The following is a 15,973-nucleotide window of genomic DNA, read 5'->3' on the forward strand; positions in this document are numbered from 1 at the left end:
AAGCCGGCGTCACCACGCAACGCAAACCTCTCTGCGTAGCTGACACGAACGTCAGTCAGCGTTTACCATCCCGACACCCGCAGGCCCGGGGGGCCGCCTGCAATCCGGAGACCGCGTGACCGATCTGCAATCAGCCGGCCAGCCCGAGGGCAGCGCCGCTTCGCTCGCCGCCACCGTGCTCGACGAGGAGGCCGCCCGCCAGGCGGCCCAGGCTCGCGCCAAGGAACAGATCATCTTCCCGGACGACCTGCTTCCCGGCGTCAATTCCGAGCCGATCGATTTCAAGGACGCGTTCGCCAAGGGCGGCGTCTTCATGTTCGTGGTGCTGGGCCTGCTGATCTCCCTCGACCAGCTCACCCTGAACGCGGTCCAGACGCTCGAGCCCGAGCTGCGCTCGACGTTCCACATCAGCAGCGGCTCGGTCGTGTTCATCACGTCGGCGTCGAGCCTCTTCTACGCGCTGGGCGCGGTCCCGATGGGTTGGCTCGCCGACCGGATGAAGCGGGTGCCGATCGTCGCGTGCGCGAGCCTGGTGGCGGCGCTCTGCACGTTCCTCTCCGGACTGGCCGGCAGCGCGTTCGTCTTCTTCTGGATCGTCTGCGCCACCGGCATCGCGAAGGCGGACGGCATCGCGGTACACCAGCCGCTCCTGGCCGACAACTATCCGATCGGCATCCGGGCTCGGATGTCGGCCGCCCTGAACATCGGCCAGCAGGTGCTCGGGAACATCAGCCCGGTACTCGTCGGCGCGATCGCAACCTGGGTCGGAGGCAAGGAAGGCTGGCGCTGGGCGTTCTTCGTGCTCGGCATTCCGGGCGGCATCGTCGCGATCGCAGCGTTCTTCATGCGTGAGCCCCCGCGCGGACAGTACGAGAAGGACGACGTCCTCGGCGAGGTCATCGAGGACGAGAACCCGATGCAGCCGTCGATGGAGGCCGCGTTCGCGAGGCTGAAGAAGATCGCCACGGTGCGCACGTCGATCGCCGCGTTCGCGGCGCTCGGTTTCGGAATCTTCGCGCTCGGCAGCCTGCAGGTGCTCTACCTGAACGACACGCTGCACGTCACCAACACGTTGCACCGCGGATTCATCCTCAGTCTGGCCGGCTGGTCCGCGGTCCCGTTCCTCTATCCGGTCGGCCGCTACTTCGACCGCACCTACCGGAAGAATCCGGCGAAGGCGCTCACGCTCGTCGGGCTGCTCATCCTGCCGTCCGCGCTGTTCACGCCGTTGCAGGTGTCGACGCACAGCACGACGATGTTCGTCATCTGGGGCATCCCGCAGGCGGTGCTCACGGCGTGCGCGTTCGCGATGGTCACGCCGGTGCTGCAGGCCGTGTGCCCGTACCGGCTCCGCGGGCTCGGGATCGCGATGGGCGTGATGTACATCGTGTTCATCGGCGGATTCGGCGGCGCGATCCTCGCCGACTTCTTCACCAACTCTTTCGGTGTGCGCACGACCGTGTTCATCCTCCTGGTGCCGACCAGCATCATCGGCAGCCTCCTCCTGATGAACGGCGCCCGGTTCATCCGCCACGACCTCTCGCTCGTCGTCGAGGAACTCCTCGAAGAACAAGAGGAGCAACGCAAGCGCTCGGTCGAAGGCGCCAGCACTCCGGTGCTGCAAATGGTCAACACCGACTTCTCCTACGGTCCCGTACAGGTCCTGTTCGACGTCAACTTCGAGATCCATCGCGGTGAATGCGTCGCCCTGCTCGGCACGAACGGCGCGGGCAAGTCGACGATTCTGCGCTGCATCAGCGGGCTCGAGGTGCCCGAGCGTGGAGTCCTGCGACTCCACGGTCGCAACATCACGTTCGTCGCCCCGGAGCAACGCGTGAAGCACGGGATCGTGCAGCTTCCCGGCGGGAAGGGCGTGTTCCCCAGCCTCACGGTCATGCAGAACCTCACCGTCGCGGCGCGGCTACGCGGCGGCACGAGTGACGAGCTCGAGGCCCGCATCGCGAACGTGCTCGAACTGTTCCCCGAGCTCGCCGAACGGCCCAAGCAGCAGGCGCGGAGTCTCTCCGGCGGCCAGCAGCAGATGCTCGCACTCAGCCGGGCGCTGATGCAGGAGCCCGAGATCCTCTTGATCGACGAGCTCTCGCTCGGCCTCGCGCCCGTCATCGTCCAGCGGCTGCTCGAGCTCGTCGACCAGCTCCGCGCCCGCGGCCAGACCATGATCATCGTCGAACAGTCGTTGAACGTCGCCCTCGCGATCTCCGACCGGGCCATCTTCCTGGAAAAGGGTCAGGTCAAGTTCGAAGGTGACGCACAGGAGCTCATGGAGCGCGACGACCTCGCCCGCGCGGTCTTCTTCGGCACCGAAGGCGGCTGATGCTCGCCTCGTTCTTCCAGCCTCAGATCACGACTGCAAACCTGCTGTTCATCGGCGTGGTGCAGGGGTTGATCATCTCGGTGCTCGCAATGGCAATCGTGCTGATCTACCGGTCGACGCGCATCATCAACTTTGCAGTCGCCGACATCGGCCTCCCCGCGGCCGCGCTCCTCGCGGTCATGGTCGTCAATTCGCACTTCCCGTATTGGCTCGCCTTCACGCTCGCGCTGCTCACCACCACGGCCGCCGGCGCCGTGATCGAGATGGTGGTCATCCGGCGGCTCGCGAAGGCGCCCCGCGTCATCGTGCTCGTTGCAACCATCGGCGTCGCCGAACTCATGCAGGCGGTCGTGCGCACGCTGCCCGAATACCAGGCCGGAAGGTTCCAGACGACCTTCCCGACGCCCATGAGCTCGCAATGGACGATCTCGTCGCTCTTCCATCTCAGCGTCGCCGGCGTCCACCTGCAGATGACGAACATCGTGGTCACCGGTCCGCAGGTCCTCGCGCTGATCGTCGTACCGATCGTGACGGTCGGGCTGTGGTGGCTCCTCGGCCACACCGTCTTCGGTGAATCGGTCCGTGCCTCGGCGACCAATCCCGACCTCGCGCGTCTCACGGGCATCAGCCCGAAGCTGATGTCGACCGCGATCTGGACGATCGGGGGACTGCTGTCGGGCGTCGCGCTCGTGCTCTACGCGACACAGAGCGGCACGACCGACCTCGTGCAAGTCGGTCCGGAGACGTTGTTGCTCGCGCTGACGGCGGCGTTGATCGGCGGCATGACGTCGTTCCCGCGCACCGTTGCCGGCGCGGTCGGCGTCGGCCTGCTCTATCAAGTGCTGCTGTACAACTTCCCGAACACACCGGGCCTGGTCGAGTTCGTGCTGTTCATCCTCGTGCTGGCTCTCGTCGCCCGCATCAGCCGAGCCGACGCGACGACCACCGACACCTTCTCCTTCGCGCCACGCGTGCCTCCCGTGCCCGAACACCTCCGCGAGCTGTGGTGGGTACGGCGCATGCCCAACCTCGTGGCATGGATCGCGCTCGCCGTCGCGATCGTCGTTCCGCTCGTCACCACGTCGTCGGCGCACCATCAGGCGTACGCCTTGATCCTGGCGACCGCGATCATCACGGTCTCGGTCACCGTGCTCACCGGCTGGGCCGGTCAGCTCTCGCTCGGGCAGGCCGCGTTCGCCGGCGTGGGCGCGCTGATCGCGGGCACGCTCGTGCGCGGTGCGACGCTCAACATCGGCTTCCGCTCACACCGGCTCGCCGCCGGCGCGGTGCGTCCGTTTCCGATGGCCGCCGGCTTGCTCCTCGTCGTGCTCGCGGCGGTCGCGATCAGCACCACCGTGGCGCGGCGCCGCAGCAGGCGAGTCCGCGCGATCGCGGCCTCGGCGGCGGTGCTCTGCATCGCGGTCGGCGCGGTCGTGTTCCCGGCCGCCATCGACCGATCCGGCACCGTGCACCGCGTGCCGTTCGTCCTCGCGTTGTTCCTCGGCGGCGCGGTCAGCAGCATCTTTGCCGCCGCGGTCGGCATCGGCGCGCTCCGTGTGCGCGGGCTCCTGCTCGCGATCAGCACGATGGCCTTCGCGATCGCAGCCGAGGTGTACATCTTCCCCCGCCCGCTCTTCGTCGGCCTGGAAGGCTCGACGAGCGGCGAGCTCGACCGGGGCAAGCTGGGACCGGTCGACCTGACGTTCCACAACCGCGCGTACTACTACTTCGCGCTCGGCGTCCTGGTGCTCGTGCTCCTACTGGTCGGGCACCTGCGGCGAACGGGCATCGGCCGCGCGATCGTCGGCGTCCGCGAGAACGAGGCGGGAGCGGCTGCGTTCACCGTGTCGCCGACGCGAGCGAAGCTCACGTCGTTCGCGGTCGCCGGCTTCGTCGCGGGACTCGGCGGCGGTGTCCTCGCGGGAGCAGTCCAGAACTTCGACTACACGAACGCGTTCTTTCGCGTCGAAGACTCCCTCTCCCTCGTCGCCATCGCCGTGATCGGCGGCCTGGGCAGCCTGGCCGGCGCGGTGACGGGCGCGTTGTGGGTCGTCGGCCTTCCGCTGTTCTGGCCGAAGAACGACACGGTGGAGTTGCTCACCTCGAGCATCGGACTGCTCATCGTGTTGCTCTACGTCCCGGGTGGCTTCACCCAGCTCGGGTACGCCGCGCGCGGCCACATCCTGCGCTGGGTCGAGCAGCGATTGCCCGAGCGGCCGGCGAAGACCGTCACGGCCCCACCGGTCTCGCTCTCGGTGCGCGCGACCACCCCCCCGCCGACGAACGGTGACGGCAGCGCGCTGCGCACGATCGGGCTCGACGTCGAGTTCGACGGCATCGTCGCGGTGAACAATGTCGACTTCCACGCCATGCCGGGAGAGGTGATCGGCCTCATCGGCACGAACGGCGCGGGCAAGTCCACGCTCTTGAACGCGATCGGCGGCTACGTGCCGAGTCGGGGCAAGGTCGAACTGCTCGGCGGCGACGTCTCGGGACACGCGGCGTACCTCCGTGCCCGGGCCGGGCTCGGCCGCACGTTCCAGGCCGCGACGTTGTTCCCCGAGCTGACGGTCCGCGAGACCGTGCAACTGGCGCTCGAAGCGCGCGGGCGCACATCGTTCTGGGGCTCGTTGCTGTTCTATCCCGGGTCGATCGCCAAGGAGCGCACGCGGCGCGCCGAGGCCTCCGAGCTCATCGACTTCCTCGGGCTCGGCCGCTACGCCGACCGGTTCATCGTCGAGCTCTCGACGGGCACTCGTCGCATCGTCGAGCTGACGTCGATGCTCGCGGTGCGTCCCCGCGTCATCTGCCTCGACGAGCCGACGGCCGGTGTTGCGCAGCGCGAGGCCGAGGCGTTCGGACCGCTCATCAAGCGGATCCAGAACGAGCTCGAGGCGACGCTCATCGTCGTCGAGCACGACCTGCCGCTCATCATGTCGATCAGTGACCGCATCTACTGCCTGGAGGCAGGCGGCGTGATCGCGCACGGCGAGCCCGAGACGGTTCGTTCGAACCCCCTCGTCGTCGCGTCGTACCTCGGTACCGACGACCGCGCGATCCAGCGCTCGAACGCCGACGCGAACCCGGCGACCGTGTAGGTCGGGCGCCGGGTTCCGTTCGTACGAGGACGTGTCCTACTTGGACAGGTTCTCGTACGGGGTCAGCGGCTTCCAGTTGCCGTTCGGCGGCAGCGCCGAGTCGAACTGCTGCAGCTGGAAGGTGTCGTCGTCGTCGTACTTGCCCTGCGACAACGACGCGTACGGGCCGCCGCCGCGGTTGACGATCGGGCCGAACGAATTGACGGCGGCAACCCAGTTGGGCACGTTCACGTACTGGCCCGTCTTGGCGACGATCTCGGCGAACGTCGAGATCATCTGACACGCGTCGTTGATGGTGTTGTAGGTCTCGTCGGTGTACTCCTTGCCGCCGACCTTGACCTTGCGAACGGTCAGGGGTCCGGGCGGGGTCCTGCCGGTCGCGGCCTTGTAGATCCCGGAGCAGTACTTCCAGTTGTCGCTCTTCGCGTAGTCCGCGGCCGCAAAGCCCCCGGCGATATACATGTCCTGGTACGGGTTCGGGTCCATGCCGGCCTTGGTCTCGTCCTGCCCCTGCGCCAGCGCGTCGCCCGTGTCGGTCATCAGCATCACGCCCGGCAGCTGCTTCGTCACCTTCTCGACGAACTGCTTCGTCACGGTGTTCTCGCCCGTGACGAAGATCGCATTGACCCCTTCGGACTTCCACCGCTGGATGAAGCTGTCGAGCTGCGACTGCGCCGCGGTCGTGTCGGCACCGTTGATCGTGAGGTACGCGGTGGTTCCCGTCGCGACGCCGGTCTTCTTGATCGCCGGCAGCACGGCCGCCTTCACCGACACCTGGGAGGTCTGGTCCGCCAGCACCGCGAGCTTCTTCCCCTTGAGGAGGTGCTGCTTCTGCAACAGCTCGAACAGCACGCCCGACGATCGCTCCGGTGTCGTGCCCGGGAAGATCAACATCGCCGGTGGAACCTGACCGATCATCGCCTGAGTCACGTCGAACGTGATGAGGGGAGTGTTCTTCTTCTTCGCGATGCACGTGTGGATCGCATCGTCCTGGGCCGCGTCACTCAGGTTGCCGAGGACCGCGAAGACCTTGTCGTCGTCGGTGAAGTGGGTGCAGATCTGCACGAGGAGGTCGCTCGTCGAGGTGAGCGGGCATTCGGTGTTGAAGTCGGCGACCAGCTTGCGGCCGTTGATGCCGCCGCCCTTGTTCACCGCGTCGACGAAGTCCTGATAGATCGCTTGCTGGTTCGGACGCGTGAAGTCGATGAACTGCTGGATGCACTTGAAGTCGATCAGCGAGATGCCGATCTTGATCGAGTCTGCGGTCACGCCCGAACCGAGCGTCTTCGACGTGACGCTCGGCGAGTTCGTTCCGGGCTTGGCGCCCGTCCCGGCCTTCGAGCCACTGCTCCCGCACGCGGCGAGGATCATCGCCGCGATGACGACGACCAGGACGCCTCGGCTCCAACGGGTCTGACGCGGGAACTCACGTTGACCAGCGTCGCCCGGCACCCGACGACCGCGTCCCTGACCACGTCGCTGTGCTTCACGCATCTCAGAACCCCCCGGTTCGGCGCCCTCGCCGCGCACTCTATGACACGAACGTCAGCAAAGTCACCACCCTCTCGCTCGCTCGCTCGCGCTGGCGTGCGCTTCCCTCAAGCCAGTGCGACCAGGTCCAAGAGATCGTCGGACCAGTAGTCGAGGGTGCCGTCGGGCATGAGCAGGACCCGCTGGGGCGCGAGCTCGGCGACGAACTCGGTGTCGTGGCTCACGAACACCATCGCCCCCTTCCAGCCCCGCAGCGCGGCGCCGACCGCCAGGCGCGACGGCGGGTCGAGGTTGTTCGTGGGCTCGTCGAGCAGCAGCAGGTTGTGGCGGCCCGCGACGAGCATCGCGAGCGCGAGCTTCGTCTTCTCGCCGCCCGAGAGCGTCGCGACGTCCTGGAACGCCATCTCGCCCGAGAGCCCGAACATGCCGAGCAGCGCGCGCATCTGCTGGTCGGAGAGGCCCATCGCGGCCGCGGTCTCGCGCATGTGGTCGAGCATCGAGCGGCCCGGTACGAGCAGCTCGTGCTCCTGCGCGTAGTAGCCCATCGAGACGCCGTGACCGAGATGGTGCTCGCCGAGGTCGGTTTCGAGCTGACCGACGAGCAGCCGCAACAACGTGGTCTTGCCCGCACCGTTGAGACCGAGGATGAGCAGCCGCTCCCCTCGCCCGACGCTGAACGACACGTCCTCGAACACGGTGTTCGCGCCGAACGACTTGGCGAGATCCGACGCTTCGAGCACCGTCGCGCCGGAGCGCGGCGGGTCGGGCAGCCGCACCGCGAGCTTCCGCTCCTTCTTCGCGGCCGTGACCTTCGTGGTCTCGAGCCGCTCGACGCGGTGGTCGAGCACCTTCGCGAGCCGCGCCCGCTTCGCGGTCTGGCCCCGCATCGAGTCGGCGAGCGCGCTGAGCCGATGGATCTCGGCCTCCTGCCGGCCCGCGAGCTTCGTCCGCCGCTCCTCGTCGGCCGCGCGCGCGGTCCGGTACTGCGAGTAGGTGCCGCGGTACTCGATGAGCTCACCCTCGTCGAGGTGCAGGACGCGCGTGATCGCCTGGTCGAGCAGCACGAGGTCGTGGCTCACCACGAGCAGCGCGCCGCGATACGAGCGCAGGAAGCCCATGAGCCACTGCTTGGCGTCGACGTCGAGGTGGTTCGTCGGCTCGTCGAGCATCAGCAGGTCGCTGCCCGCGAACAGGATGCGCGCGAGCTCGACGCGCCGACGCTCACCGCCCGAGAGGGAGTGGATCGCCATGTCGAGACGGTCGCTGCGCAGGCCCAGGCCGGCGGCGATGCGCCGCACCTCCGACTCGGCCGAGTACCCGCCGAGGCGCTCGAACTCCTCCTGCGCGTCGGCGAAGCGGCGGAGGTTGCGCTCCGACGGGTTCTCGTCGACCTCGGCGTGGCGCTTCTCGAGCCGCTGCGCGATCACGTCGAGCCCGCGGCCCGAGAGCACGTGCGAGACGCCGGTCGAGTCGACGCCCGCGCCATGCGGTTTCGGGTCCTGCGGCAGGTAGCCGATGCGATCGCCCCGCGACACGACGCCGGCCGCGGCGGGCGCCTCCCCGCCGAGCACTCTGAGCAGCGAGGTCTTCCCGGCGCCGTTGCGCCCGACGAGACCCGCCTTGTCGCCCGGCCGCAAGGTGAACGAGCCGCCGACGAGCGTGAGGCGGCCGCCGACTTCGACGGCGAGATCGCGGACCTGGAGCACGCCCCATCGTCGCACGTCCCCTGCGCCAAACCGTGCCGAAATAGCCTGTGTTCATGGTCGGGCTCGCAGGCTTCGCCCTCCTCGACGCCTCCGGCACCACGTCGGGCGGCCCGCGCAGCGCACCGCCCGTTCTCGCGAGAGCACTGCCGCGCCGACGCATATTGTCGATTTGGTGACGATGACTCCACTGCCGACTCCCGCCGACGACACGCTCGAGACGTTGCTCGCGCTGTCACGGCACCGGGACGATCCCGATCCCGAGGTGCGGCGGAACGTCGCCGAGACGCTCGAGGCGCTGGCCCGGACCCGGCCGACCGTGGTGCTGGCAACGATCCAGCGCTGGGTCGCCGAGGGCGGGCTGCACACGCGCAGCGTCGTGCGGGGCGCGTTGCACGTGCTCGCGCGCAACGGCGACGACGGCGCCCGCCGGCTGCTCGGCTTCGCGCCCGAGGTCGCGGTGCGCGTACGCGACGCGGTGCTCGAGTCGGATCATCTCCGCACCGGTGAGTCGCTGCACCTGCGGGCGCGCGCGATATCGGCCGAGACTCACCGGGTCGCGGTGTCGATCGACGCCTCCGTCGACGATCTCCGTCCCATCTTCGTGAGCACGCGCCGGCTCGATCCGCTCGAGACCGTCGACCTCCGGATCGTGCTGCCGTTGCGCGGCGACGCGGCCCGACCGGGCGCGCACACGCTCTCGGTGCACGTGAACAACCGGCTCGACGCGGAGCTCGCCTACACCGTCGTCATCTGAGCACTGTGCTTTTTGGTCGCGCTCGCTGCGCTCGCCGCTCCTGACGCGGGATGGGAGCCAGGTCGGGCGGCCCGCACAGCGACCCGCCCGTTCCCGCGTCCGCCGCTCCTGACGCGGGATGGGAGCCAGGTCGGGCGGCCCGCAGAGCGACCCGCCCGTTCCCGCGTCCGCCGCTCCTGACGCGGGATGGGAGCCACGGCGGGCGGCCCGCAGAGCGACCCGCCCGTTCTTGCGGGAGCGGGCGGCGCGCTAACTGCCGGGGTCGCGCTCGCGGCGCGCCATCTCGAACAGCGCGTCCGCGGCGAACAGCACGATCGCGAGCCAGGCGGGCGCGGCCGCGCGTGAGAAGAACAGCGGCCATTCGAACACCGCGGGCGAGTGCGAGTGCAGCTGCTTCGACGCGATGTAGAGGCCGATCAGGCCGACGAGCAGCGGCGGCGCGATCGCGAGCGCGGCCCGCGCCCGTTCGATGCGGAACGCGAGCAGCAGCAGGAGCGCGGCGATCACGCCGTAGCCGATCCCTGCGACGGCGGTCCCGAGCAGGCCGCCGAGCACGGCCACGAGCAGCTGCGTGCGCAGCGCGGGCGCCGCGCCGGGCACGATCCACGGGAACGCGAACGTCGGCAGCCAGTCGATCCCCGCGTCGGGCGCGCCCTCGAGCGCGACCACGCGGCGGCGCGCCCGCGCGAACCCGAGCGCGATCAGCACCAGGCACAGCAGCGCGCCGACGACGGAGATCGCGATCGCCGCGAGCACCGTGCGCTCGGGCGTCCACTCGAGGGTGACCGTCAGCGACTGCGCGCCCTTGGGGTCGATGCGCCAGCCGTTCGCAAACCCGTCGACGAGCTGCGACCCGCCGAGCGAGCCCGCACCGTGCACGCTCGCCTTCCACCCCGGGTTCTGGCTCTCGCCGAGCACGAGCCAGAAGGGGCTGGTCGCACCGGTGACGTTCACCGTCATCTTCGTCCGGCCGTCGTGCGTGATCGCGAGCTTCGGGCCGGGGGTCGCGTTCGTGAGCCCGACGACCTTGCCGTCCCGAACCGGTGCCGCACCACCGTTCGCCGCCGACGCGATCACGAGCTGGTCGAGCTGCACCGCGGTCACGGCGCCGGCCTTCGTGTCGAGCGTGTGGGTGCCGGCGTCGAGGCGAAGCACCGGCACGGCGGTGGGATCGCGCGGATCGCAGAGCGACACGGCGAGCGGTTGCTGCGCGAACGCGGCGGCCGCGGAACCGGTGATGCGGATCGGGACCGGCTTGCCGTCGATCTTCAGCAGGTCGGAGCGGCACGTGCCCGGGAGCTGCGCGGGCTGCGCCGGCAGCGACAGCCCGGGGATGCCGAACTCCGCGATCGCGACCGGCGCCAGCGTGTTCGCGTTGTGGTACGTCGTGCGCAGTCCGACGGGATCGATCGACGCGATCGTCGCTTCGATGCGGCTGCCCGTCATCGCCGGGAAGTGCACGGTGACCGAGTCGACGCTGTCGCGCTGGTCGTGCACTTTCAGCGCCGGGATCTTGATGTCGCGGATGCGGCCGTCGACCGAGAGCTGCAGCATCGTCGGCCGCGAGTGGACCTGATCGGCGACGATCTTCAGGTTCAGATGGTCGAACGTGATCGGCCGGTCGAGCTGGTAGTTCGCCCACTGCCGGCGCACGCCGACGAACGGGGTGACCCACGCGGTCGTCGGGTCGTTGTCGATCGCCTGCTCGGCACGGCAGTACAGGCAACCCGCGAGGTACTCCTTCGCGCGCACGTCGACGCCGCCCTGCGCCTTCGTCGGCAGCCCGAGCACGTGGTCGATCACGTCGGCCTGCGCGTTCGGCGTGACGCGCGCGGTGCCGGTGAAGGCGAACGAGCGCGCGGTCGGCAGCGTGAACTCGCGGGCCATCGACGGCTCGGGATCGGTGCGCGGCGGCACCGGCAGCACGCGCTGGCGCGTCATCACGAGCACGAGCGGGTGCGTCGCCGACGCGCTGCCTTCCGCCGACAGCAGATCGGTCGGCAAGCGCACGACGTCGGTGTCGCGGATGGGCTCCGACGCGTGCTCGTCCTGCACGTAGATCTCCGAGAAGCCGACGGCCGCGGCGCCGGAGTTCAGGATGCGGTTGCCATCGCTCGTATTGGCGATCTCGATGTCGAGCTTCGAGAAGCTGCGCTTCGGGAACGTGACCGTCTGGCCCGTCACGAGGCGCGACGACCGGTCGAGCTTGGCCTCGATCGGGTGCCCACCGTCGAACGTGAGCTTGACGCGCGTGATCCAGCGGTCCTGCGGACCTTCCTGCTTCTGCACGAGACGGATGTGGTCCGTGGTCACGGGTTGCTTGGTCTCGAGCTGGATGCGGTTGCCGATTGCGACGTCGAACGCGGCGACGTTCCACGACGTCGACGGATCGCCGTCGAACGCCTGCGACGCGCGCACCTCGGGCGTGTAGGTGATCGGGTTGCCGTACGCGGTCGCCTGGATCGACTTCACGCCCTGCTGATCCATCACCGTCGACGAGTCGTCGCCCGCGGTCGGGAAGACGTCGAGACGCGCGTCGCTCGGGTCGTAGATGAGCGGCTTCTCGCCCGCCTGCTCCGTGTACCCGTTGTTGTCGAAGACCGTGCTCCACCGCTCCGCTTCCTTGCGGTTCGTATCGGTGACGAGGAGCACGCCGTTGTCGCCCGCCGCCTTGCGCAGCGCGGCAGGGTCGCCCGCGTAGGAGCCGGAATAGAGGACGATGCCGTCGGGACCGACGAGCCCGATCGTGGACGCGTCGACGAGGCCGTCGCCGTCGCCCGCGATCACGAGCGGCGCGTTCGTCGACTCGGTGCGCACGATCGGCGTCGGGTCGTCGACGTTGTAGACCGCGACCGACGGCGGCTGCTGCGCGTCGGCGGGCAGCGCGAGCAACGACTCGTCCATGAACCCGGTCGAGTCCTTCGAGCTCAGGCGCGGCCCGAAGGTCTTCGCGAGCTTCAAGCCGGGGATGCTCGTGAAGTCCTGCTGCAAGCGCTGCGGCTCGATGATGCCGTAGCGCTTGTACTGCATGTCGTAGCGGAGGTCGACGGTTCCGACCCCCATCTTCCGCGCGAGCGCGCTGAACCCGCTCGGGTCGAACGTGCCCTCCTGGATGCCTTCGTCGATCGCGTCGAGCAGGTTCTGCGACGCCGGGCTCCCCCACGGGATGAGCTCGCGCGCGACGTACGGACGATCCATCAGCCCGGGCGTGATCGGGTCGACCGTGTTGCCCCACGTGTACGCGGCGAAGTCGATACCTGGCGCCTCGAGCACGCGCGTCGAGTGCGATCCGGAGTTCATGTAGTCGATCGCCTGCGTCCAGTAGGTCGGGACGTTCTCGGGACGCTCGAGGTTCTTGCCGTAGTACGTGCCGTCGAGGAGCGCGGGGAAGTCGATGATGATCAGCCCGATGATCACGGCCGCGATGACCACGCCGAGCTTCGGGTTCTTCGGGGTGGTGAAGCGGCGCGCGACGACGTTGACGCCGATGCCGATCAGGATCGCGAGTCCGAGCGTCACGAGCGGGATCGCGCGTCCCGTGCTGCGCAACGCGAGCCCCGCCGCGGAGCTGTTCGCCCAGTGCTTGAACACCGAGCCGAGCGGCGTCGGCGACGTGTACGGATACGCGCCGACCGCGATCACGACGCCCACGAACGTGAGCAGGAGGAAGAACACGCGGTGCCGCCAGCGGGTGACCGCGGCCCCGAGCAGCGCAACCGTCGTGAGCCCGTAGCCCGCGAGGATCACGTAGAAGTGCTGCGTGTAGTTGACCGACGCCTCGGTCCAGGGACCGATGTTGTCCTGGCCGTAGAAGAACCAGTAGCCGAGGCCGCGCAGCACCTCGTTCGGTGTCGACGTGCGCGACACGGCCTTGACCGTCTCGGTGAACTTCAGGATGTCGAGTCCGTAGTGGCCCTGCGCCCACAGCCCCGCGACCCACCACAACGACGTGACCACCGTGAGCACGCCGATCTTCATCGTGACCGCGAGCGCGCGCCGGAACGTGACCTGCCGCGACAACCACGAGTAGAGGATCCACAGCACGGGCCCGACACCGGCGAAGATCAGCGCGGTCGCGTTGACACCGCCGATGACCTGGATCACGAGCGCGAAGATCGCGGGATATCGCCACGAGTCGTCGCGCAGCGCCTTGATCGTGAGCGCGATCAACCATCCGAGCGCGGCCCACGGCATCAGCAGCACCGAGATGCGCGCCGCGTAGTCGAGCGAGTACGGGCTGAACATGTACGCGAGCGCGGCGACGGGCACTCCCGCGCCCTTCACGCCGAGCGTGCGCATGAGATAGAGCACGCCGAGGCCCGCGAAGAACACGATCGTGCCGAGCCACAGTCGCTGCGCGATCCAGTCGGGGACGCGCACGGCCTGCATGAGCCAGTAGTACGGGCCCATCGGGAACAGGTAACCGATGTTCTGGTGCGTGACGGTGCCGAACCCGATGTTCGGGTCCCACATCGACGCGGCGCGGCCGAGCAGCCGCGACGGATCGAGGTAGAGGTACTGCTTCGTGTCGGCCGCGACCTTGCCGGGCTCCGACATCAGCGGCGGTAGGTACGCGAGCACCGCGAGCGCGAGATAGCCCTGGATCCGTTGCCGGCGATCGGCCGACGGCGGCTCCTCGCGCGCGTCGGGCTCGCGATCGCGGATCATCGTGCTCGCGGCAGTCACGCCCGTCCGCGCCGCCGGATCGTCTCGTTCGCGAGCACCTCGAGAGTTCCGAGTGCGGTCGCTCCCCACGTGAACGCGGCGGCGTGGTCGAGCGCGCCGTTCGAAAGTCGCGCGCGCAGCTGGTCGTCGGCGAGCACTCGCTCGAGCGCGGCGGCGAACGTCGGCCCGTCGTCGGCGAGGATGCCCGACACCCCGTCGGCGACCGCGTCCTCGTGGCCGGCGATGCGCGTCGCGACGCTCGGCGTGCCGCACGCGGCGGCCTCGGTGATCGTCATCCCCCAACCTTCGTGCGCCGACGCGCTCGCGACCACCCACGCGCGGCGGTACGCCTCGATGAGGGTGCCGTCGTCGACCCGACCCGGAAGCGCGATCCACGACGACGCGCTCTTCTCACGCAGCTGCGCTTCGAGCATCTCGCGCTCGTAGCCGTCGCCGATGATGATGGCGCGCAGTCCGGGCAGGCGCGTCTTGATGGCGACGAGCGCGTCGATGAGGTCACCGAAGCGCTTCACCGGCACCAGCCGCCCGACCGCGACGACGAGCGGGTACGGCGCCTTCTGCCCGCCGGGCGAGAAGCGCGGCTCGATGCCGGGCGACACGACCTGCACGCGCTTCTCCTTGAAGCCGAGCTTCGTGGTGAGGTCGCGCTTCGACGACTCCGACAGCGTGACGATCGGCGTGCGCCGGTACAGCGGCGGCGCGATCCGGTACTCCATCGTGCGGCCGAGCTTCGCGAGCCGCGGCGGCAGCGTCATCTCCCACATCGTGTCGTGCACGTGGTGCAGCCAGGTGACGTGCGGCCGGCGCGCCCACACCGGTGAGAAGAACGGCATGCCGTTCCAGATCTCGACGAGGGCGTCGCTGGCGCCGTGCCAGCCCATCATCTCGCTGAACGCGGCGCGGGGAAACACCATGTACCGCCCGCCCTTGCGGATCACCCGGTAGCCGTCGCGCCAGGAGACCGTCGGGTAGCCCGGGGCGTGCGAGGTCCGCATCGTGACCTCGATCCCCGCCTCCCCCCAGAGCGCGGCGATCTTCGACGCGTGGACTTCCGAGCCGCCGGCTTCGGGGTCGTCGAGGTCGCGCCAGGCGAGCATGCTCACGCGGTGGAGGCCGGCGCGGGCCGCGAGATCACCGAGCTTCGCGACGACGTCGTCGGCGTCGTCACCTCGCATCTCGAGCCCCCTTGCCGTTGACCGCCGGCGGAACCGCGGCCGGATGAGTCTACGGGCCGCCACGGAGAGGGTCGGTTCGGCGGACCGGGGCCGTCGACCTGGAAGCGTTAGCCTGCTCGACCATCATGACGGGGCCGAACGAGACGGACGGGAGCCGGTGAAGCTCACGGGCGAACGTCCGATGCAGGGCGCGACGCCGGACTCCTTGCTCGCCCTCCACGACGCCGGTTACCGCGAGGTCGTCGCCCGCCTGGGCTCCGGGCTCGTGCTCGACGTCGGCTGTGGTGTGGGCGACGAGACCGCGCGCCTGCGCGGCGACGGCCGCACCGTCCTCGGCGTCGACTACAGCGCCCAGACCGCGGTCGATGCCGCGCACGAGTGGGGTCCGGGAGTGCGCTTCGCGGCGATGGACGGGGCGCGCCTGGGTCTGCGCGACGGCGTCGTCGACCAGGTCTGCTCGTCGCACATCATCGAGCACTTCGTGAACCCCACCCTGCACGTGGCCGAGCTCGCGCGGGTGTTGAAGCCGGGCGGCAGCGCCTTCGTGATCACGCCGAACGCGCCGGCCGACTTCGAGAATCCGTTCCATGTGTACCTGTTCGAGCCCGACCATCTGCGTTCGATGCTCCAGCTGTTCTTCGCCGACGTCACCGTGCTCGGCCTCGAGGGCGACGCCGAGCTGCACGCCGACTTCGCGCAACGGCGCAAGAGCGGCGAACGGTTGTTGA

8 protein-coding genes are annotated in these 15,973 nt (G+C 69.2%); 4 read left to right on the top strand and 4 right to left on the bottom strand.

The window, feature by feature from the left end:
• The first annotated feature begins 115 nt into the window (after window positions 1-115).
• Together VH914_19325 and VH914_19330 are read left to right on the top strand one after the other, a co-directional pair.
• Entirely contained in the window at window positions 116-2,335 is a 2,220-nt protein-coding gene (locus tag VH914_19325) for an MFS transporter (GenBank protein HEX4493364.1), read from the top strand.
• On the top strand, window positions 2,335-5,433 hold the full coding sequence (locus tag VH914_19330; protein HEX4493365.1) for an ATP-binding cassette domain-containing protein: 3,099 nt from the start codon (window positions 2,335-2,337) through the stop codon (window positions 5,431-5,433). The genes VH914_19325 and VH914_19330 overlap by 1 nt, the downstream gene beginning before the upstream one ends.
• A 36-nt stretch (window positions 5,434-5,469) precedes the next feature.
• Here VH914_19330 and VH914_19335 read toward each other — a convergent pair whose 3' ends face one another.
• The gene (locus VH914_19335; GenBank protein HEX4493366.1) at window positions 5,470-6,885 is read right to left on the bottom strand and encodes an ABC transporter substrate-binding protein; all 1,416 of its coding nucleotides are present in this window, start codon (window positions 6,883-6,885) and stop codon (window positions 5,470-5,472) included.
• Between the two features lie 146 nt (window positions 6,886-7,031).
• Window positions 7,032-8,630, bottom strand: a complete 1,599-nt coding sequence (locus VH914_19340; GenBank protein HEX4493367.1) for an ABC-F family ATP-binding cassette domain-containing protein — start codon at window positions 8,628-8,630, stop codon at window positions 7,032-7,034.
• A gap of 172 nt (window positions 8,631-8,802) precedes the next feature.
• On the opposite strand from VH914_19340, the gene VH914_19345 reads away from it, so the two are divergent.
• Window positions 8,803-9,384: a hypothetical protein gene (locus tag VH914_19345; GenBank protein HEX4493368.1), complete on the top strand. Its 582-nt coding sequence runs from the start codon at window positions 8,803-8,805 to the stop codon at window positions 9,382-9,384.
• Window positions 9,385-9,633: 249 nt separating this feature from the next.
• Here the strand turns inward: VH914_19345 and VH914_19350 are convergent, their stop codons facing one another.
• Together VH914_19350 and VH914_19355 are read right to left on the bottom strand one after the other, a co-directional pair.
• On the bottom strand, window positions 9,634-14,070 hold the full coding sequence (locus VH914_19350; GenBank protein HEX4493369.1) for an alpha-(1->3)-arabinofuranosyltransferase family protein: 4,437 nt from the start codon (window positions 14,068-14,070) through the stop codon (window positions 9,634-9,636).
• Complete coding sequence (locus VH914_19355; GenBank protein ID HEX4493370.1) at window positions 14,067-15,245, bottom strand: glycosyltransferase family 4 protein; 1,179 nt, start codon at window positions 15,243-15,245, stop codon at window positions 14,067-14,069. Before VH914_19355 ends, VH914_19350 begins: the two co-directional genes overlap by 4 nt.
• Window positions 15,246-15,402: 157 nt before the next feature.
• Between VH914_19355 and VH914_19360 the strand changes: the two genes are divergently transcribed.
• Window positions 15,403-15,973: class I SAM-dependent methyltransferase (locus VH914_19360; GenBank protein HEX4493371.1), on the top strand; the 571-nt coding region annotated here is incomplete at its 3' end.

The organism is Acidimicrobiia bacterium (genome assembly GCA_036271555.1).
In the GTDB taxonomy this organism is placed as follows: Bacteria; Actinomycetota; Acidimicrobiia; order IMCC26256; family PALSA-610; genus DATBAK01.